Origin of the sequence: Methanofollis aquaemaris, from assembly GCF_017357525.1 — an archaeon.
Taxonomy (GTDB): domain Archaea; phylum Halobacteriota; class Methanomicrobia; order Methanomicrobiales; family Methanofollaceae; genus Methanofollis; species Methanofollis aquaemaris.
Genome location: NZ_CP036172.1, coordinates 1,124,402 through 1,145,642 on the forward strand (window position 1 = coordinate 1,124,402; position 21,241 = coordinate 1,145,642).

Below are 21,241 nucleotides of genomic sequence, written 5' to 3' on the forward strand. Positions count from 1 at the left end.
TCACCTCAGGAAGTCGATGTCAAATTCCTTGGAAACCTTGGGGAGAGATTTGCGTTCGTTTCGCCCATATATTTGTGGGGAGTTTACCCCGGTAACCACGAGCATCGTGCGCATACTGCCCTGCATATCAGGGTCGACCTGCGCGCCCCAGATGATCCGCGCACTCGGATCGATGCGATCGTAGACCTCCTGGACCACGCCTTCGGCCTCGACCATCGTCATGTCGGGACCGCCGACGACATTGACGAGCGCGGCGGTCGCGCCGGATATGTCCACGTCGAGGAGGGGGGAGCGCAGCGCTTTTTTGACCGAGTCGGCCGCCTTGTCCTCGGAGTCCGACTCGCCCATCCCGATCATGGCGACGCCGCCGCGTTCCATGACGGTGCGCACGTCGGCGAAGTCCAGGTTCACGAGACCGGGCACGGTGATCAACTCGGTGATCCCCTTGACCGCCCGCATCAGCACCTCGTCGGCCACCTTGAAGGCGGCATAGAGGGGAAGGCGCGGGACGACTTCGAGCAGACGGTCGTTGGGGACGACGATGACCGTGTCGGCCACGTCGCGCAACCTCTCCAGGCCGGCCTCGGCGTTCTCCATCCTGATCGTTCCCTCGGAGGTGAACGGCAGCGTGACGATGGCGATCGTCAGCGCCCCTTCCTCACGGGCGGCTTTCGCCACCACCGGGGCGGAACCGGTGCCGGTACCGCCGCCGAGACCGGTCGTGATGAATACCATGTCGGCCCCGCCAAGGGCGGCCTTGATCTGGTCTTCGTTCTCGAGGGCCGCCTCTTCGCCGATCTGGGGGATCGAACCTGCGCCCAGGCCGCGGGTCCGCTGCCTGCCGATGAGGATCCGCGTGTCGGCCCTCGTCCGGATCAGGTGCTGGGCGTCGGTGTTGACCGCCACCAGTCTGGCACCGGTGACGCCCTCCTCGGCGATCCTGCTCATGGTGTTCGAGCCGCCGCCGCCGCACCCGACGACGACGACCTCGGTCCTGAGCTCGCGCAGGAGCGCCTCAAGTTCGTCATCGGGCTGGACGGACCCCTCATATTCGTCTTGTGCCCGTGATAATGCCTCTTCAACAATGGACTTCATCGATATACCTCTCCAACCCCGGGATGTGAATGCGGGTCACACTGCTCGACTGTACCATGGATGGGGTGACCGTTGCGTCCCCGACCTCGACGGCACAGCCGCCGGAAAGTTTCCCAAAGAGGGGGCCTTTCGGAACTCCCAGCGCCCGGGCCTTGCCGGGGTCAAAACGCGTCCTGGTGATGACAAGGTCGTCCCCGTCGGCAACAGTGCTCCACCGTACATCTATGATATTAATACACAGGGATATGATATCATGTATTATTTCTTCGCTTTGATTTTTGAAGGTAATGAATGACGGAGAGGTGTTGCCGTTGGGGGTGGCGATGTGGGCCGCCCGGAGACGGTCGAGTCCTTCCCTGAGGGCGTGCTGGTCGGACCGTTCGGCTTCCTTGAGGAGTTCGTCGGGAACCTGGACGGCGATAAGGTCGCCCTCCCCTTCCAGTCCGCCGGGATGGACCCGGCCGCCGGGGACGGTTCGCTCGGCCGCTGCCCTGAGCGCGGCATAGGTCTCCCAGGAGAGGGTGCCGATCTCCGCGATCTCTCCTTCCGAGAGGACCGGCACCCCGAGGGCCGAGAGGTGCGCGTCGATCGTGCCGATCTCTTCTTTCGAGAGGGCCTTGCGGTCGAGGTACGCAGCGACCGCACCGGTCTCTTCGACCATCGTTGTGATCAGATCGCGGTCCAGGGAGGGTACGACGCGCGAGGGGGCGATGTGCCCGAAGGCCCCTCGGGAGGTGAGGGTGATCTCGGTCTGCCTGACCGCGTAGTGGGTGCCCCCAAACCCGACGAGGGGGATCACGGGGGTGGGCGCGGCCTCGAGGACGGCGCGCGCGGCGGCGTCGGCGGCGGCCGGATCGTTCCATTCGGTCTCGGTCGACCCGATCTCGACGAAGAGGGAGGGGGTCGAGAGGGTGGTGGGGCCGTGGTGGGTGGCCTCGTAACTGGCCCGGTATCCGGGCGGGGCGTGGCGGGCCATGCCGCGGAGGACGGCGTGCATCATGGCCGGGGCCGCGGGGGCGAGGGTCCGGGCCTCGCCGCCGTAGACCGGGTCGCCGTAGTTGCCGGTGACGTGGACGGTGAGGGCCGGGAGGGGGTGGCTGCTGCTGTGCCTGGAGAGGAAGAGGAGGAGGTCGGCGCCGAGATCGGTGTCGGCTCCCTCGGCGTAGATGAGTCTCTCGTCGATCTCGCGGAAGGTGAGGTCTGCGGCCCGGAGGAGGGGCCAGTCTTCCCGTTCCCCGAGGAGTGCCTTGAGCCGTCGGGCGAGGTTGGTGCCCGCCGGGTCCAGACGGGAGGAGAGGAGGGCGATGTGCATACAGAGCATCGGTGCCGCAGGGGCTAAAATCTTGTCAGGGTGGTGCGGGCAGGTGGAGGGGGATCGTCCGGAGGGTGTTCCCGACCGGGACGAGTCTGAGATAGGCTCGCGTGACCGCCGCCGGAGATTCCCGCACCCGGCCTTCACCCCTCGCCTCAGGGGAAATACTATCTTTTTGAAGGGCAATCTCATCTTCATGGACAAAGAGTTGATCGAGAAAGTCTTCGCGGAGTCCGGAATCACCACCGAGATCCGCTGCGAGGAGGCATTCGCCATCTGCGAAAAATATGATATCTCCAGGATGGACATCGCCAGGTATTGCAATCGCCACGACCCGAAGATCAAGATCCGCGCCTGCCAGCTGGGCTGCTTCAAATGAGTCTTTTTCTTGAGGTGGTGCCGGTCGGCGAGGCGGTCGAAGTCGCTCGCTCGATCGCATCTGAGGTCGGCACCGAGGAGGTCGGGCTCAAGGACGCCCTCCACCGGGTGCTTGCCGGGGACGTCACTGCCACCGGCGACCTCCCCGGTTTCGACCGTTCGGTGGTGGACGGCTACGCCGTGACGGCCGGGGACACCACCGGGGCCTCGGAGGCGCTGCCTGCCATGCTCACGCTCAGGGGAAGAATCGAGATGGGCCGGGCGCCGCCCGGCACCGTGGAGAGCGGGTTCTGCTGGTATATCCCGACCGGCGGGGTGCTGCCGCCGGGTGCCGACGCCGTTGCCATGGTCGAGTATTCCGAGGTGCTGGAAGACGAGGTGCTCATCCACCGGGCGGTGGCGCCCGGCGAGAACGTCCTCGGTCATGACGAGGACTTCCCGGAAGGGGCGGTCGTCCTCCCGGCAGGCCGACGGCTCAACCCGCAGGACCTCGGGGTGCTCGCCTCGGCCGGCGTGACCCGCGTGCCGGTGAAGAAGATCCCGGTCGTGGGGATCATCTCGACCGGGAACGAGGTGGTGCCGGCCGACGCACCCCTCGCCCCCGGACGGGTGCGGGACGCCAACTCGTATCTCTGCGCCGGGTTTGCCCGCGAGCACGGGTGCGAGGCGAAGAGGTACGGCATCGTGAAAGACGACCCCGCACTCCTCAGGCCGATCCTCACGCGGGCGGTGGAGGAGTGCGACCTCGTCCTCATCTCCGGAGGTTCGTCCAAGGACGTGCGGGACATGAGCGCCGCAATGATCGGCGAACTCGGCGAGGTGCTCGTCCATGGCATCGCCCTTTCGCCGGGCAAACCGACGATCATCGGGCACGTGGGGAAGACCCCGGTCATCGGGCTGCCCGGCCATCCGGGCTCGGCCTACATCGTCCTCACCACCATCGTCGCCCCGCTCCTCGCCCTCGCCGCCGGTGCGCCGGTGCCCGAACGACGGGTGCGGGTGCGCCTGGCCGCGAACATCCCCTCGGCCAAAGGCCGGGAGGACCATGTGCGGGTCAGGATCGAGAACGGCGAGGCGGTCCCGGTCTTCGGGAAGTCAGGGCTCCTCAACACTCTCGTCAGGAGCGACGGGGTCGTCGTCGTCCCGGCAAGCCGGGAAGGCTTTGAGGAGGGCGACGAGGTGGAGGTGGTCCTGTGGTAAGACGCTACCTCGACCTCGTCTCTCTCGACCGGGCGCTCGAAATCATCAGGGATGAATGCGGCGGGCGGCCTGGCACCGAGACGGTCCCGCTCGACGAGGCCGCCGGGCGGGTGACCGCGGCCCCGATCTTCGCGCGGTTCTCGGTGCCCGGCGTCCACATCTCCGCGATGGACGGGATCGCCGTGCGGAGTGCGGACACGCGGGGCGCGAGAGAGACGCGGGCGGTCACCCTGCCCGACGCTCTCCGGGTGAACACCGGCAACCTTGTCCCCAACCAGTACGACGCCGTCGTGATGATCGAGGACGTCTGGCTCGGCGAGGACGGTACGTACACCATCAGGAAACCGGCCGCACCCTGGCAGCATGTCAGACCGGTGGGCGAGGACATCGGCGAGTCGGAGATGATCCTCCCCTCCCTGCACACGGTCAGGCCCCACGAACTCGGTGCCCTGGCGGCGTACGGGGTGACCGAGGTGGCGGTGCTCGCCCTCCGCGCCGGGATCATCCCGACCGGGACCGAACTGGTGCCGCCGGGCACCAGGCCGGGGCCGGGGCAGGCGGTGGAGAGCAACTCGCTGATGGCCGCGGCCCATCTCCGGTCTCTCGGGGTGACGCCGAAGCGGTACGGGATCGTCCCCGACGAGCCCGACCTGATCAGGGCGACGATCGAGCAGGGGATCGAGGAGAACGATCTCCTCATCGTCTCCGCGGGCTCGTCGGCCGGGACGCGGGACTTCACCGCCTCGCTCATCGCCGAACTCGGCGAGGTGCTCGTGCACGGGGTCGGGATCAAACCGGCCAAGCCGGTGATCATCGGGAAGGTCCGGGGCAAACCGGTCATCGGGCTGCCCGGCTATCCGCTGGCGGCCTTCACGATCCTGCGCGAGGTGATCACCCCGCTCGTCGCCGGCTACGGTTTCCCGGTCCCTGACGCAGAGACGGTCGAGGCCGCACTCACCACCACCCTCCACTCGGACATCGGGACCGACGAGTTCGTCCTCCTCTCGGTGGGCCGGATCGGCGACCGCTGGGTGGCCGTCCCGCAGTCGCGGGGCGCGGGGGTCCAGATGAGTGCGGTGCGGGCGAACGCCGTGATGACGATCCCGTCCGCCAAGGAAGGGGTCGAGGCCGGCGAGTCGGTCACTGCCCGTCTCATGGTCCCGCACCGGCAGGCACGCGAGGTGGTGCTGATCACCGGGAGCCACGACCCGGCCCTCGACCACCTCGCCGACCTGGTGAGGCCGCAGGGCGTGGAGGTCCACTCCACCCATGTCGGGTCGATGGGCGGGCTGCTCACCCTCAAAAAGCGGCAGTGCCATGCGGCGCCGATGCACCTGCTGGGCGCGGACGGGGAGTACAACCTCCCGTACCTCAGAAAATATATGCCGAACGAAGATCTCGTCTGCGTCTGCGTGGCCGAGCGTGAGCAGGGGCTCATCGCCCGCGAACCGGTCGCCTTCGGGGATCTCCCGAACCTGCGGTATGCCAACCGGCAGAAGGGTTCGGGCACCAGGATCCTCCTCGACCATCTCCTCAAAGAGCAGGGGACCGACCCGGCGACCATCGCCGGATACGACCGGGAGTTCACCACCCACCTCGGCGTCGCCCTGGCCGTCCGGTCAGGCGAGGCCGAGTGCGGGATGGGGGTGTACTCCGCGGCGAAGGCGCTCGGCCTGGCCTTCACGCCGGTCGCCACCGAACGCTACGAGCTGGTCCTCCATGCCGATACCCTCGACGACCCGCGGGTGGACGCCATCCTCAGGGCAATCTCGTCCGAGGAGTTCAAAGGGGTGCTCACCGCTCTCGGCGGGTACCGGGTCAGTGAGACAGGCGTGCGGCGCGGACTGCCGTGAGCACCGCCTCTTCGGGGGTGAGGCAGGGAAAGACCCCGTCGATCTCCCAGGTCTTCACCCCGAAGACCGCTTTTTTCATCGTGAGCGCAAGGGCGATCTCGGAGAGCGTGCCGTACGCCCCGCCGACCGCCACGACCGCATCGGCCGACCCGACGACGAGGGCGTTTCGCGCATGCCCCAGGCCGCTCCTCACCACGATATCGACGTACGGGTTCTCGCCGGCGGTTCCCGGAATGATCCCGACCGTTCTCCCGCCGCCCTCCTTCGCCCCCCGACACGCCGCTTCCATCACACCGCCGAGCCCTCCGCAGACGACGGCGGCCCCGTTCTGTGCAAGGAGGTAACCGACGGTCTCTGCGGCCTCGACCTCTTCAGGCGATGCGTCTCCGGCACCGATGACAGCGATCTGCATACCGCGATCTTTGGTGGGCGAGGCCAAAATTCTCCCGCCTCTTCGGGAAACTTATATATACCAATTCCGGTCCAGATGGGGTCATGCGGGGGGAAGTCAATCTTGAACGCCGGGCCATCTCTCTTCTTTCAGCCGTCTTGAGCCCTTCAGGTGCGTGCGACGCGTACCGAAACCTTCGGAGCGGTCTCGGAGGCGGGACAACGATCTATACCTTCCACCGCGTGGGCCCCCAGCGTCATGACTGGCTTATCCCCACCATGGAGACCGCCGAGTTCGAGCGGACGGTTCGATGGCTTGCCGAACACCACCGCATCCTCCCTCTCAGCGAGGTCGTGAAAGCCCTCAGGGAGGGGCGGGAACTGCCCGAAGGCACCGCCGCGGTCACCTTCGACGACGGTTACCAGGACATCCACACCCATGCCTGGCCGGTGCTCCAGAGATACGGGGTGCCGGCCACGGTCTTTCTCACCACCGGCCCCATCGACCGCCGGGAACTCTTCTGGTTCGACCGGTTCAGGCACGTCATCCACACCACCGGGAAAACGAGATTCGAGGTGGAAGGACTCGGAGAGATCCCGCTCAGGACGCGGGACGAGCGGTTCAGGGCCGTCACGCTCATCGAACGAAACATCCTCAAGGTCGCCGACGAGGCCGAGAAACTCGCGTGCATCGGTGCGATCGAGGACGACCTCGACGTGGACCCGCCCGAGATCGGGGACGACTACATCCTCACCTGGGAGCAGGTGCGCGAGATGGGGCAGGACAGCGTCAGTTTCGGTTCCCACACGGTCACCCACCCGCAACTCACCCACATCCCTCTCAAGCAGGCGGCGAGGGAGATCAGGTGTTCGAAGGAGCGGATCGAGCGGGAGACCGGAAAAGAGATCCTCTTCTTCTCGTACCCCAACGGGGGCGCCGCCGACACCTCGGCGGAGATCGAAACTCTGGTCAGCGAGGCCGGGTACCTCTCGGCCTTCTGCGGGATACCGGGACCGGTCAGGGCCGGGAACAACCTCTTCAGGCTCAACCGGATCTTCTCGGGCTGGGACTTCGACACCTTCAAGTTCTTCGGCTCCGGGGCGTTTGCCGACCTTGCCTGGTTCCATTTCAGACGGTGATGCATCATGAATGTGCGGACTATTCAAACCGATGAGTATGAAGGCCTTGCGACCTTCCTTGCAACGCAGGTCGAAGCCGACCCGGCTGATCTCTGGATGCGCCGGTTTACGATGTGGTGGGACGAGAACCCCGCGATGGACGAGACGGTTCCGCGAGGGTGGATGATCGAGGACGACGACCATGAGGTCGCCGGGTTCCTGGGCAACATCCCGGTGCCCTTCTGGGTGGACGGCAAAGACGCCCTTGCCCGCGCCGCCTCATCCTGGTATGTCCGCTCCGAGGTGCGCGGGGTGCTCGGGCTCCAGTTGAACATCGCCTACTCGCGCCAGAAAGACGCCGACCTCTTCATCAGGACGACCCCGAACGAACTGGTCCAGGCGATGTTGCCGCGCCTGGGGTTCACCAGGATCCCGTTCCCCGCCGGCGGCCGGGAGTACCTCTCGGTCTTCGACTACGGGGGGGCGGCGGCGCTGTACGGGGCGAGTCCTGGAGCGGGGGGAACAAAACGGACCCTCTCCTCGATCGCCCGCGGCCCGCTCTCCGCGGTCTCGCCGTACCTGAGGAAAAAAAATGGTGTCGCCCCCGGCGCATGGGAGGTCTGCACCGGGTGCGGGGAGGAGTTCGACGCACTCTGGGAAGCGCACCGCACGCCGGGCACCGCCTCGGTGGCGCGGGACGCAAAGACTCTGGAGTGGCTCTACTTCTCCGAGACCGTCGCCGGGAAGAGGATGGTCGTCGCATGCCGGGACGACGAGGGGGCGCTGAACGGTTACTGCGCCTTCGACCTGCTCACCCCGTACGGCGCCGGGGTGCGGGTGCTCCTCCTCCGCGACGCCTTTCTCCCCGACCGGGCGAGCGCCCGGACGGCGGTCGCCGCAGGCAAAGCGCTTGCCGAGGAGAAAAAAGCTGCCACCGTCGCCTTCTGGCCGGCGTCGCCCGAGATGGAGGAGGTGCTCAGGGCCGAGACCACCACCTCCAGACCGATCGACTACAGTTACTTCTACCGCTGGGGCAGGGCCGGGCCGGCCGGGCTCCTCCCCTCGACCGTCGACCCCGACCGCGGGACGCTGTAACCGTTCTCACGTTTCCACCGAACCACCGGGACGGCGACAGAGACGGGAAGGCCGAGAGCGGATCGGTCAGAGGATGGTGCCGTCCCCTGCCTCTCCTCGTCCGTGGATCGGTCCGATCTCCTCGTACCCTCCCACCTCCTCCCCGGCCCGGAGAGCGGCGACCGCCGCCTTCAGCCTGATCAGGTCCACCTTGTCCGAGGCATTGAGGGGCATCGACTCCGCAAAGACCACTGCCTTTGGCACCTTGTACGACGGGAGGGTGGTCTGGCAGAGGTACATGATCTCGTCGCGAAGCACGCCTGAAGGTTCTCCGACCGCCTGGACGACGGCGATCGCCGCCTCGCCCATCAGTTCGTCGGGCACCGCAATGACCGCGGTCTCGCTCACCGTCTCCAGAGTGTTGATGAGGTCTTCCACCTCCCTCGGGGTGATCCGGTGCCCCGCCGACTTGATGACCGTGTTGCCGCGGCCCTTGAAATAGACATACCCGTCCTCGTCGACGGTGGCGAGGTCGCCGGTGTACAGTCGGCCGTCTTTCAGTTTTGCCGCGGTCCCCACCGGATCCCTGAAGTAGCCCTGCATGGGAGTCCTGCTCAGCACCGTGATCTCGCCGATCTCGCCGGGGTCCACCGGCCTGCCGTCCGGGCGCAGGACTTCCAGGGTGACGCCGGGCATCCCCTTGCCCAGCGACCCGATCTTCTCGTGGATCAGGCGCGGGTCGAGGACCGAGATCCTGGCCGTCGCCTCGGTGGCGCCATAGTAGATGTAGAGATCTTTCTCAGGGAAGGCGCCGGTGATCGTTCTGACGTACTTCTCCTCCAGGTGCCCCCCGCCGCAGGTCATGTAGCGGAGGCTCGGGAGCGCGGCCTTGAGGAAGGGAGTGCGGTGGATGAGGATCTGGTAGGTGCTCGGCACGCCGTAGATCCCGGTGCACCCGTAATCATCGATCTCTAAGATGACGGTCCCGAGGAAGATCGCGGTGTGCAGGACCACGCTCCCGCCGACCCTGAGATGGGTGTGCATGACCGAGACGCCGTAGCAGTAGGTGAAGGGGAGGACCGCACACGCCCGGTCATCCTCGGTGAGGTGCATCACTTCGAGGATCGCCTCGCTGTTGGTCACCAGGTTCCAGTGGGAGATCATCACCCCCTTCTTCTCCCCGGTGCTCCCCGAGGTGAAGAGGATCTGGGCCGTCTCGTCGTCCGCAGTCTCGACCACCCATTCCTCGTCGGTCGCCGGGAGGGCGGCAAGGTCGGCCTCGGAGAAGAGCGGCCACCCGTCGCGGATCTTGGAGCGGTACTTCTCCTGGACACAGCAGCACCTGAATTTGCAGAGGTCGCCGATCTTTTCGAGCTGGTCTTTTGCGACCCTCGTCTCGACGAGCACCGCGATGTTCCCGCTCTTCATTGCGGCAAGGTAGCAGAGGGTGAAAAAAAGACTGTTCTCCGCGAGGACCAGGATCCGTTTCCCCCTCCCGTAAGTCCGCCCGAAGTGCCGGGCCAGGGCGTTCACCTTCCGGAAGAGTTCGCGGTGGGTGATCGTCTCTCTGGGCCCGGCGATAAAGAGGGTGTCGCGTTCCCGGCTGTTTTCCAGGAGATAGTCGACAAAGTTCATTCCTCTCCCTCCTCGAGATGGGAGAAGACGACCCCTTTCACCCTGCCGAAGTCCTCCATCTCGACGATCTCCTCCATCTCCAGGGTGATCCCGAAGGCCTCCTCCAGGGCCGCCACCAGTTCGAGATGCTTGAGCGAGTCCCAGAGTTCGTACGAGTTGTAACTGATATCGTCAGAGAGGTCTGATTCTCGAACACCGATCACGTCGCAGAAGATTTTTTCTATTCTCTGTTGAGGCCCCTTTTCCATCCGTCCCCCTCCGTCGCAAGCGCACAGGCGACCGCAATGTCCCCATCGTGCGAAAGACTGACGAGGACAGTGACCATACCGGCATCCCGACATATTAAAGTAACGGAGGGCACCCCTGACGGCCCGTTTGTGATCTCGATTTCGTTCATTGCAATGCCGTCATACCCGATGGAGGAGAGGGCTTTGGTCACCGCTTCTTTGCCGGCGAACCTGGCCGCGAGGTGGGGGGCCGGATGCTCCCTGGAGAAGCAGTAGGCGATCTCCTTCGCGGTGAAGACGCGTTCGAGGAAGTGGCGGTCGTGTTCGAGGGACTTCTCTTTGAAACGTGGGATCGAGACAACATCGGTGCCGATGCCGGGTATCATCAGGCCGGAAATATCACGCACGGGCATATAGATGTTGTGGACAGCGGGATGGTGGGGGAGCGGGACGGCAAACGGTCGGAGAGGCGCGAGAGGGAAGGTAGGCGAACAGAGAGTCATGACAACTGGATGAGCGTTTCATCAGAGTCAAATCTTTAGAAATAGCGTTTCAGTTCTCCTGTCACTACCAAAAAAAGGTGGTGAGTCTCTACCTCATCCTCCGGACCACCACCGCGACGAGGAGGAGGGCGAGCGCCCCGCCGACGACGAGCAGCATGGAGGGGAAGGGCGTCGGGGTATTGGGTGGGGTCGGGCCTGCCGCCGCCGGTGGCGTCGTCAGCGTCTCGACCGTATCCGCCGGTGCGGCAGGGGTCATCACCGGGGTCTCAACCGCTGAGGGTTCGCCGCCGATCGCGAAGAGCGAGAAGCCCGGACTCCTGGCCGAGAAGTGCCAGGAAGTCTCGTCCTCCCTGACGACCTCGGTGGAGAGGGGCTGCCACTCGCCGTCGTGGTAGCGGTACAGCACCACGTCGGCCGGATCGAGGCCGTGCTCATCGAGCCACGTCTTCGGGACGCTGAAGGAGAAGACGGCGCCCTCGATCGCATCGTCGGTCGTGCGGTAAAGCGTCACCTCGGCGTACTCGTAGACCGACCCGGCCGGGGCATCGACGTCGCCGGGCCGACTGGTCTTTCCGACGGTGATCATGACCTCCGGGATCTCTTCTCCGGCCGTCACCCTGACTTCGTAGATGGCCGAGTTCGGGAGCGTCAGCGAGGCGGTCCCGCCGGCCGGGATCTTCCCTGCCGACCCGGACGAGGCGGTCGAGCGCCCGCCGGCAGAGGTGGTCGAACGGCCTTCGTTGGATCGGGGAGTAGAGACAATAACAGTCTGTTCTGCAGTCGATGCACCGTAGGCGTTGGAGACCGTCAACCGCACCGTGTAGGTGCCTGCCTGCTCGTAACGGTGGGCGGGATTTAGATCGGTCGAGGTGGCGCCGTCGCCGAAGTCCCATGACCGGGCGCTGATATCGCCGGTCGACCTGTCGGTGAAGGCGACGTCCAGCGGGGCGTTGCCTTTGACCGGCGAGACGTTAAAGTCGGCGGCCGGGGGTGCGAGGACGGTGACGGTCCTGGTGGTGGCGTTGGTGGCCTCGCCGGTGCTCACCGTGAGGGTGAGCAGGTAGGTGCCGGGGGTATCGTAGGTGACGCTCCGGTTGATCTCGGCCGGTGTGGTGCCATTGATCGCCCGGCCGTCGCCGAGGTCGAGGCGCCACCTTTCAGGCGTACCGGCACTGCCGACGTTGACGCCGACGGTGAAGGGAGCGTTGCCTTCGGTGGCCGAGAGGTAGAGGACGGGTTCGGGACCGGGGCCTGGGCCAGGATCGGGCATGCCGACGACGATCTCAACCGTGCGGACGAGGCGGACGAGGTCGCTCCCTTCTCCCCATCCCGCGGTCAGGGTGGCGATGTACGTCCCGGCCTTCTCGTAGGTGTGAAACGGCCAGTAGCACGGGCTCGATTCGTTGCCCTCGCCGAAGGTCCAGACGATGCGGTCGGGTGCGGGGCCGGTGAACCCGGTGTCGAAGGAGACATTGAGGGGAGCGGAACCCTGCCTTGGCGCGGCATAGCCCCGGACATCGACCTCACCGACCTCGACGGTCACCCTTTCGGTCGTGCCGGCGGAGATCTCGACCACTGCCCGTCCGTAGGTCGTCGCCCCGACCACCTCGACGGTGTGGGTGCCGGCCGGGAGGAAGAAGGCGCCCGAGGGCGGGGTGTGGGCGGCGACGGCCGTCGCACGGGTGGCGAAGAAGTCGGCGGTCCGGGTGGTGTTCACCCCGTCGACATAGACGAATCCACCGAGAGCGGAGGCGCGGATCAGCGCCGTCCCGCGGTCCCCGTCGTACATCAGCGGGAGGTGGTCGGTGCCGAGGCCGTCGATAGTCAGGTTCTGGTCGCAGATGCCGTCGAAGTCGGCGTCTGTTCCCCATTCTGAGATATTCTGGTTGGGGTCACGCAGCCAGAGGTTGCCGCCCAGATACGGACCGCCCGCGATGTTCGTGCCAGGAGTGCGGGTGGTGTTGAGGACGGCGGTGGAACCATATGCATGAATGTTGGTGGGGTTGTCAAAGCGACAGTTGGCAATTACCCCATTTTCGCACAGCCCAATGTATGCGCCGCCGCCCCCAACAAGTCTTGCGGTATTGTTGGTGAAGGTAGTGGTGGTGATGGTGGCGTTATGGCAACTATGTACGTATGCGCCGCCGCCCCCAAGTCTTGCGGTGTTGTTGGTGAAGGTGGTGGTGGTAAGCGTGGCAGCATCGCACAACGAGAAGCATGCCCCACCGCCGTACCACATCGCCGTGTTGTTGGTGAAGGAGGTGGTGGTGACCGTGGCGTTATGGCAACTATGTACGTATGCGCCGCCGCTGTTCGCCAGTGCGCTGTTGCCGGTGAACACCGTCCCCTCCACCTGGAGGTCGTCGACATACTCGGCGTAGAGCGCACCGCCGGATGCATAGGACGGAGAGGATCCATGGATCCAGCTCACCTCGTTGCCGGCAAAGGTGCAGTCGGTGATGGTGAGGCGCACCAGGGGGTTTTCAGCGGTCGCACCTGCGGCATGGATCCCGGCCCCGTTGCCGCTCTCCAGCCGGTTCCCGGAGATGTTGAGGCCGCAAAACGTTGCGTTGTCCGCAGTGACGGTGAAGGCCGGGGCAGTGCGCGATGTGTTGGTGATGAGCGGCCGGACAGGCGAGCCCTCCCAGCGTCGAATGGTCACGTTCGGTTTGTCGATGATAAACCCGCCGTTGTAGGTGTGACCCTCCACGCCCCAGATATGGACGGTGTCGCCTTCACCGAGATCGGTGATCTCCAGGAGACTGGTGAAGTTCCCGCCGCCTACGAACCTGGAGACATACCAGTTCATCGGGTGGATAATCTCAGCGAGGTCGAAAGTGAGGGGATCGTTCTCGCCGGGGATGATGGTGACCGACTTCACGCTGGGGACGCAGCCCTCCTTCTGCACCGAAATAAGGTGGTCCCCGACCGGGAGGTAGAAGGTATTGTTCGCGGTGCGGCTGGTGTTCGTGCCGTCGACGAAGACGAAGGCGCCGTCGGCAGAGGGCGTGGCGTTGATCGGGACCGTCCCGCCGTACACCAGCGGCAGATGGTCGGTGCCGAGGCCCTGGATGGTCAGTGCCTGGTCGCAGATGCCGTCGAAGTCGGCGTCTGTTCCCCATTCTGAGATATTCTGGTTGGGGTCACGCAGCCAGAGGTTGCCGCCGAGGTACGGACCGCCCCCGATGTTCGTGCCAGGAGTGCGGGTGGTGTTGAGGACAGCGGTGGAACCATATGCATAGATGTTGGTGGGGTTGTCGAAGCGGCAGTTGGCGAGCATGACGCCCGTACATCCTCCAAAGCCCGCACCGCCGCCGCGCCATGCGATGTTATTGAGGAAGGTGTTGTTGGTGATAGTAGCGGCATCGCACGAAGAGAATCGTGCCCCGCCGCCGTCCGCCCATGCAGTGTTGCCGGAGAATTTGGTGTCGGTGAGCGTGGCGGCATCGCAGTTCTCGAAATATGCCCCGGCACCCTGGCCTGCGTGATTGGTGGTGAGCGTGGCGTTGATACACACCGCGTTCCTCGAATCACTGAAGTATATCCCGCCGCCCTCCTCCATTGCGGTGTTGTCGGTGAAGGCGGTGGAAGTGAGCGTGGCGTTCTCGCACATGTTGATGTATGCCCCGCCGCCGGGCCCTCTTGCACTGTTGCCGGTGAACGTCGTCCCCTTCACCAGGAGGTCGTCGACATATTCGGCAGAGACCGCACCGCCGCATGTCGTGTCCCCTTCAACCGCGTTCCCGGCAAAGGTGCAGTCAATGATGGTGAGGCCCGTCAGAGGGGTTCCCGGATCTCCGATGGCATTGATCCCGGCCCCGTTGCCGCTCTCCAGCCGGTTCCCGGAGATGTTGAGGTCGCGGAAGGTGGCGTTGTCCGCAGTGACGGTGAAGGTCGGGGCGGTGTGTGAGGTGTTGGTGATGAGCGGCTGGACGGGCGATCCCTCCCAGCGTTGTACGGTGACGTTCGGTGCGTCGATGACGATTCCGCCCTCATAGGCATAGTTCTCCACCCCCCAGAGGTGAATGATGTCGCCTGTGCCGATCCCGGGGATCGCGGAGATGTTCGTGTAGTTCCCTATGCCACCTGGCGGGGAGATGTACCAGTTCATCGGGTGCGTGATCTCGGTGAGGTCGAAGGTGAGGGGATCGTTCTCGCCAGGGACAATGGTGACCGACTTCTCGCCGGGGAGATAGCCATTCTTATGTACCGAAATAAGGTGGTCCCCGACCGGCAGGTAGAAGGTATTGTTCGCGGTGCGGGCGGTGTTCGTGCCGTCGACGAAGACGAAGGCGCCGTCGGCAGAGGGAGTGGCGTTGATCGGGATCGTCCCGCCGTACACCAGCGGGAGATGGTCGATACCGAAGATTCTGTTGCCGTCGGCTTCGCTGCCAAAGTGGCTGTTGTTGATGGTCAGTGCCTGGTCGCAGATGCCGTCGAAGTCGGCGTCCGCACACCACTCAGAGATGTTCTGTTCTGGATCCTGGAGCCAGAGGTTGCCGCCGAGGTACGGACCACCCTCGATGTTCGTGCCGGGAGTGCGGGTGGTGTTGAGGACGGCGGTGGATTTAGATGCATAGATGTTGGTGGGGTTGTCGAGGTGGCAGTTGGTGAGCATGACGGCCGTACACTCCTCAAAGCCTGCCCCGCCGCCCTGGCCTGCGGTGTTGTTGGCAAATATGGTGGTGGTGAGCATGACATCTGTACACTCCGAGAAGCATGCCCCGCCGCCTTCCTGGCTGGCGGTGTTGTTGGTGAAGAGGGAAGAGACGATGGCCGCGGCATCGCACCCCCCGAAGTATGCGCCGCCACCGAAGAGTGCGCTGTTGTCGGTGAAGGCGGTGGAGGTGATGGTGGCATTCTCGCACCCGCCGATGTTTGCGCCGCCTCCGTGTCGTGCGCTGTTGTCGGTGAAAGAGGCGCTGGTGATGGTGAGATTATCACATCCCCCAAAGATTGCACCGCCGCCGGACCACTTTGTTGCTGTGTTGCCGGTGAAGGTGGTGTTGGTGAGGATGGCATTCGCGCACCCACTGAAGCGTGCCCCACCGCCGTCCGACCACGCCTTGTTGTTGAGGAATGAGGTGTTGGTGAGAGTGAGGGCGTCGCAGTGCTCGAAGTCTGCCCCACCGTAACTCGCCAGTACCTCGTTGTCGATGAAGACGGTGTCGGTGAAGGTGGCGGCGTCGCAGTGCTCGAAGCGTGCCCCGCCGGCGGATCCCCATACGTAGTTATCGAAGAATGTGACGTTGGTAAACGCCGCGTTCCTCGACTCATTGAAGTATGCCCCGCCACCATAGGGGGCCATTGCGCGGTTGGAGATGAAGCCGGTGTCGGTGAACGTGGCGTTCTCACATCTCCATACATATGCCCCGCCGCCAGGCCCCCCTGCTACAAAGTTGCCGCGGAATGCCGTCCCCTCTACCTGGAGGTCGTCGACATACTCGGTGTAGAACGCACCGCCGCGTGTAGTGTTCCTTTCAACCGCGTTCCCGGCAAAGGTGCAGTCGGTGATAGTGAGGCACTTCAGAGGGGTTCCTGGATCTCCGGCGGCATGGATCCCGGCGCCGCGGCTATTATCATACTTCAACCGGTTCCCCGAGATGTCGAGGTCGAGGAAGGTGGCGTTGTCCGCGGTGACGGTGAAGGTCGGGGCGGTGTGCGAGGTGTTGGTGATGAGCGGCTGGACGGGCGATCCCTCCCAGCGTTGTACGGTGACATTCAGTGCGTCGATGGTGATCCCTCCCTCGTAGGTGTGGTTCTCCGCGCCCCAGACGTGGACGGTGTCGCCCTCGCCGAGATCGGTGATCGCCAGGAGACCGGTGATGTTCTCATACGAGTGGGGGTTGCCGGTGCCGGGTACCGGGGAGACGTACCAGTCTCTCGGGTGCGTGCCCGGAGGGGGGTCGGCGAGGGCAACCACCGGAGCGGCCGCCGGGGCGGGTGCGGCGGTGACGTTGATATCGACCGCGGTGGTGTTTGTGACAGACGCGCTCTCGTTGACGGCGGTGAGGCCGACGACGTGGGTACCGGGCTCAAGGAACGTGTGGGTGAAGTCCGACTCGTTCCCGGCCGCCGCGACGCCGTCGACCGTCCAGGTCCAGAGGTCGACCGCAAGACCCGCGGCCGCACCCGAGAACCTGACCGTGAGCGGTACCGGACCGGTGGGCGGGTCGGCGGCGAGCGCGAGGTTCAACGCCGGGGTGGTGGCGTTCGTGATGTTCGCAGGCGGTTCGGGTGGCGCAAGTGTTTCAAACAGCCCTGCACCCTCCTCGCCACCGGTGACCGGCAGGACGAGACAGACCAGGACCGCGAGCAGTACTCCGAAAAATACTATATTTCTTCGAATAGGGGGGACTTTTTCCATTTCAGACCTCCTCGGGAACCGAACGCCGACCTCATGGGATAGGGGGTGAGGCCGTTTCCGTCGGTGCAGGATTATTCGCTGCCTTTAATATCAAGTATTATATATATTTTTGTTTTTAACTCCGCGGGCCGCGAAAGAACGAATAAGGCATAGATCTGGAAGAACAGACGTGCGAGAGATTCGGGGATCACAGAGGCCGGCGAAATGAGCGCAGCATGGAGGGGGCCGCCGTCGATCTTCGGAAGAGAGGGGAAGACGGAGAGATGGCCCTAAAAAAAGTGGAGGGTTCTATCTCGTCCTCCATACCGCGACGGCGACGAGGAGGAGGACGATCGCCCCGCCGACGACGAGCAGCATCGTGGGGAAGGGGGTTTGTGTCCCGGCGGGCGTCGGGCCTGCGGGCAGCGACGTCACGAATGTCTCGACGGTCTCCACCGGTGCGGCGGGCGTCATCGCCGGCGTCGATACCGGCGAAGGGTCGCCGCCGATCGCAAAGAGGGAGAAGCCCGGACTCCTGGCCGAGAAGTGCCAGGCGGTCCCGTCCTCACCGGTGACCCCGGTGGGGAGGGCGACCCACTCACCGTCATGGTAGCGGTACAACACCACGTCGGCCGGATCGAGCCCGTGCTCATCGAACCACGTCTTCGGGACGCTGAAGGAGAAGACGACGCCCTCGATCGCATTGTCGGTCGTGTGATAGATGGTCACCTCGGCGTACTCGTAGACCGACCCGGCCGGGGCATCGACGCCGGAGGGACGACCGGTCGTCCCGATGGTGACCAGAATCTTCTGGATCTCTTCTCCGGCGGTCACCCTGACTTCATAGATGCCGGAGTTCGGGAGCATGAGCGAGGCGGTGCCGCCGGCCGGAATCTTCCCTGCCGACCCGGCCGAGTCGGTCGAGCGGCCGCCATGGGAACCGGGAGACGAAGGAGTCGAGGGTTCGAGGACGGTGATGTTCACGGTGCGGACGAGGGTGACGAGGTCGCTCTTCTCTCCCCACGCGGCGGTGAGCGTGGCGGTGTAGGTTCCGGCCTTCTCGTAGGTGTGGTGAGGCCAGTAGCACGGGCTCGATTCGTTGCCGTCGCCGAAGGTCCAGGTGTGGCGGTCGGACTCGGGATCGGGGAACCAGGTGTCGAAGGAGACGTCGAGGGGTGCGAAGCCCTGCCCCGGTATCGCGTAGCCCCGGATCTCGACCTCGCTCACCTCGACGGTCACCCGTTCGGTCGCACCGGCGGAGAGGTCGACCGAAGCCCGCCCGTAGGTCGTCGCCCCGACCACCTCGACCGTGTGGTTCCCGACCGTGAGATAGAAGGCGTCGTTCGCGGTGCGGGTGGTGTTCATACCGTCGACGAAGACGAAAGCGCCGTCGGCGGACGTGGCGTTGATCACCACCGTGCCGCCGCCGTGCATCAGCGGGAGGAAGTCGGTGCCGAAGAGGAATGCGGGGTCTCTGTTGGCGATGTTCTGCGCTTCGTCGCAGATGCCGTCGAAGTCTGCGTCCGTGCCCCACTCCGAGATGTTCTGTTTGGGATCCTGGAGCCAGAGGTTGCCGCCGAGGTACGGGCCGCCGGCGATGTTCGCGCCCGGAGTGCGGGCGTCGTTGAAGACGGCGCCGAAGGACATGTGTGCAAAGATGTTGGTGGGGTTGTCGAAGCGGCAGTCGGTGACCCTGGCAGCACGGGAATCCTCGAAGTATGCCCCGCCGCCATATTCCGCGGCGGTGTTGCGGTCGAAGGCGGTGCCGGTGAGCGTGGCGGCAGGGGAAGAGAGGAAATATGCCCCGCCGCCATGTTCCGCAGCGGTGTTGCCGGTGACATTGGTGTCGGCGAGCGTGGCGCGACGGCTAAAATAGAAGTATGCGCCGCCGCCGTCGGTTGCGGTGTTGTTGGTGAAGGTGGTGGCGGTGAGCGCGGCGTCGGATGAAAGGGTGAAGTCTGCCCCGCCGCCTCCGAATCGTGCGCTGTTGCCGATGAAGGAGGTGCCGGTGAGCGTGACGACATCGCATCCCGTGAAGTCCGCCCCACCGCCCCAGTCTGCGCTGTTGCCGGAGAACGCCGTCCCCTCCATCAGGATGTCGTCGACGTATCGGGCGGAGAGCGCACCGCCGCATGCGGATGTCCCGTTCGCCTCGTTCCCGACGAAGGTGCAGTCGGCGACGGTGAGGCGCTTCAGGTGGTTTCCTGAATCCCCGGTGACATTGATCCCGGCGCCGCGGCTGTTGTCATCGTTCAACCGGTTGCCCGAGATGTTGAGGCCGCGGAAGGTGGCGTTGTCGGCGGTGACGGTGAAGGCGGGGGCGGTGTGCGAGGTGTTGGTGATGAGCGGTCGGACGGGCGATCCCTCCCACCGCTGAATGGTCACGTCGGGTTTGTCGATGACGACCCCGCCCTCGTAGATGTGGCCCTCGACACCCCGGAGGTGGACGGTGTCGCCCGCGTCGAGATCGGGGATCGCGGAGATGTTCGTGAAATTGCCGTCGCCCGGCACCGGGGAGACATACCAGTCCATCGGGTGGATGATCTCGGTGAGGTCGAAGGCGAGGGGATCGTTCGCGCCGGCGGTGACAGTGATCCGCTTCTCGCCGGGGAGATACCCGTCCTTCTTCACAAAGATCGTGTGCTCCCCGACCGGGAGGTAGAAGGCGTCGTTCGCGGTGCGGGTGGTGTTCGCGCCGTCGACGAAGACGAAGGCGTCGTCGGCGGGCGTGGCGTTGATCTCCACCGTGCCGCCGTGCACCAGCGGGAGGGCGTCGGTGCCGAAGACTCTGCCGGCGTTCCTATTGATGGTCAGCGCTCCGTCGCAGATGCCGTCGAAGTCGGCGTCCGCACACCACTCCGAAATGTTCTGCGCGGGGTCCTGGAGCCAGAGGTTGCCGCCGAGGTACGGCCCGCCCGCGATGTTCGTGCCGGGAGTGCGGACGGTGTTGAGGGTGGTGGCGTCGGAGTTTTCTGCAAAGATGTTGGTGGGGTTGTCGAAGCGGCAGTTGGTGAGCGTGGCTTCACCGCAGTCCACGAAGTATGCCCCGCCGCCGCCCTGTCCGGCGGTGTTGTTGGTGAAGGTGGTGGCGGTGAGCGTGGCGGCATTGAAATTCTGGAAATACGCCCCGCCGCCGCCGGATGCGCTGTTGCCAGTGAAGGTGGTGCCGGTGAGCGTGGCGGCATAGCAGGTTATGAAGTAGGCCCCGCCGCCGTAGTATTGTGCGGTGTTGTTGGTGAAGGTGGTGCCGGTGAGCCTGGCGGCATTGCACGAGGAGAAGTAGGCCCCGCCGCCGTAGTATTGTGCGGTGTTGTTGGTGAAGGTGGTGCCGGTGAGCCTGGCGGCATGGCACAAGGAGAAGTAGGCCCCGCCGCCGCACCAATTCGCGGTGTTGTTGGTGAACGTCGTCCCCTCCACCAGGAGGGCGTCGACGTACAGGGCAGAGAGCGCACCGCCGTCTGTATCCGTCCCCGTCACCTTGTTCCCGGCAAAGGTGCAGTTCGTTATGGTGAGACGCTGGAGGTGGGTGTTGAAATCTGTACTGGTGGCGTTGATCCCGGCACCGCGGACATCTGCACCATCCAGGTGGTTGCCGGAGATGTTGAGGTTGCGGAAGGTGGCGTTGTCCGCGATGACGGTGAAGGCCGCCGCGGTGTGGTTGGTGCTGGTGATGAGCGGTCGGACGGGCGATCCCTCCCACCGCTGAATGGTCACGTCGGGTTTGTCGATGACGATCCCGCCCTCGTACGTATGCCCGGCCGCGCCCCAGATGTGGACGGTGTCGCCCTCGCCGAGGTCGGTGAGGTTGAGAAGGCCGGTGATGTTCGCATACGAGTGGGGGTTGCCGTCGCCCGGCACCGGGGAGACGTACCAGTCCCGCGGGTGAGTGCCCGCGGGGGCGGCCATCAGAGCAGGTGCGGCGGCGAGCGAGAGGTCGAGCGCCGGGGCGGTGGCGTTCGTGAGGTTCAGAGGCGGCCCTGCGTCGTCTTCGCCGCCGGCGACCGGGAGGACGAGACAGACCAGGACCGCGAGCAGGACTACATAAAAGAGTCTATTTCTCCGAATAGGGGGGATTTTTTCCATTTCAAACCTCCTCGGGGACCGAACGC

The 21,241-nt window shown here is 64.9% G+C and carries 13 protein-coding genes; 5 read left to right on the forward strand and 8 right to left on the reverse strand.

Annotated features, from left to right (window positions below):
• Together ftsZ and RJ40_RS05505 are read right to left on the reverse strand one after the other, a co-directional pair.
• Positions 1-1,095 (reverse strand): cell division protein FtsZ, encoded by a 1,095-nt coding sequence (gene ftsZ / locus RJ40_RS05500; protein ID WP_265582348.1) that lies wholly within the window; start codon positions 1,093-1,095, stop codon positions 1-3.
• A complete protein-coding gene (locus RJ40_RS05505) occupies positions 1,079-2,407 on the reverse strand; it encodes a D-aminoacyl-tRNA deacylase (protein ID WP_265582349.1) in 1,329 nt (442 codons plus the stop codon). The genes ftsZ and RJ40_RS05505 overlap by 17 nt, the downstream gene beginning before the upstream one ends.
• On the opposite strand from RJ40_RS05505, the gene RJ40_RS05510 reads away from it, so the two are divergent.
• Genes RJ40_RS05510 through RJ40_RS05520 form a run of 3 tightly spaced genes read left to right on the forward strand, consistent with a single transcriptional unit; the run spans position 2,400 to position 5,838 of the window.
• Positions 2,400-2,786, forward strand: a complete 387-nt coding sequence (locus tag RJ40_RS05510; protein WP_265582350.1) for a hypothetical protein — start codon at positions 2,400-2,402, stop codon at positions 2,784-2,786. The genes RJ40_RS05505 and RJ40_RS05510 overlap by 8 nt on opposite strands.
• Positions 2,783-3,985 (forward strand): molybdopterin molybdotransferase MoeA, encoded by a 1,203-nt coding sequence (locus RJ40_RS05515; RefSeq protein ID WP_265582351.1) that lies wholly within the window; start codon positions 2,783-2,785, stop codon positions 3,983-3,985. Before RJ40_RS05510 ends, RJ40_RS05515 begins: the two co-directional genes overlap by 4 nt.
• Positions 3,979-5,838, forward strand: coding sequence for a molybdopterin biosynthesis protein (locus tag RJ40_RS05520; protein ID WP_265582352.1), 1,860 nt, complete (start codon positions 3,979-3,981; stop codon positions 5,836-5,838). Before RJ40_RS05515 ends, RJ40_RS05520 begins: the two co-directional genes overlap by 7 nt.
• Here RJ40_RS05520 and RJ40_RS05525 read toward each other — a convergent pair.
• Positions 5,804-6,250, reverse strand: coding sequence for a TIGR00725 family protein (locus RJ40_RS05525; RefSeq protein ID WP_265582353.1), 447 nt, complete (start codon positions 6,248-6,250; stop codon positions 5,804-5,806). The two genes, RJ40_RS05520 and RJ40_RS05525, sit on opposite strands and share 35 nt — an antisense overlap.
• Before the next feature lie 83 nt (positions 6,251-6,333).
• Here RJ40_RS05525 and RJ40_RS05530 point away from each other — a divergent pair, with 83 nt between their 5' ends.
• On the forward strand, positions 6,334-7,368 hold the full coding sequence (locus RJ40_RS05530) for a polysaccharide deacetylase family protein (RefSeq protein WP_265582354.1): 1,035 nt from the start codon (positions 6,334-6,336) through the stop codon (positions 7,366-7,368).
• A 6-nt stretch (positions 7,369-7,374) separates the two neighbouring features.
• Positions 7,375-8,442, forward strand: a complete 1,068-nt coding sequence (locus RJ40_RS05535) for a hypothetical protein (protein ID WP_265582355.1) — start codon at positions 7,375-7,377, stop codon at positions 8,440-8,442.
• Between the two features lie 66 nt (positions 8,443-8,508).
• Here RJ40_RS05535 and RJ40_RS05540 read toward each other — a convergent pair whose 3' ends face one another.
• From RJ40_RS05540 to RJ40_RS05560, 5 genes are all read right to left on the reverse strand, one after another.
• Positions 8,509-10,056: a class I adenylate-forming enzyme family protein gene (locus tag RJ40_RS05540; RefSeq protein WP_265582356.1), complete on the reverse strand. Its 1,548-nt coding sequence runs from the start codon at positions 10,054-10,056 to the stop codon at positions 8,509-8,511.
• A complete protein-coding gene (locus RJ40_RS05545; RefSeq protein ID WP_265582357.1) occupies positions 10,053-10,304 on the reverse strand; it encodes an acyl carrier protein in 252 nt (83 codons plus the stop codon). Before RJ40_RS05545 ends, RJ40_RS05540 begins: the two co-directional genes overlap by 4 nt.
• A complete protein-coding gene (acpS, locus tag RJ40_RS05550) occupies positions 10,277-10,669 on the reverse strand; it encodes a holo-ACP synthase (RefSeq protein ID WP_265582358.1) in 393 nt (130 codons plus the stop codon). Before acpS ends, RJ40_RS05545 begins: the two co-directional genes overlap by 28 nt.
• 205 nt (positions 10,670-10,874) lie before the next feature.
• A complete protein-coding gene (locus RJ40_RS05555) occupies positions 10,875-17,153 on the reverse strand; it encodes a NosD domain-containing protein (RefSeq protein WP_265582359.1) in 6,279 nt (2,092 codons plus the stop codon).
• A 288-nt stretch (positions 17,154-17,441) separates the two neighbouring features.
• Entirely contained in the window at positions 17,442-21,215 is a 3,774-nt protein-coding gene (locus RJ40_RS05560) for a NosD domain-containing protein (protein WP_265582360.1), read from the reverse strand.
• Positions 21,216-21,241 lie beyond the last annotated feature (26 nt).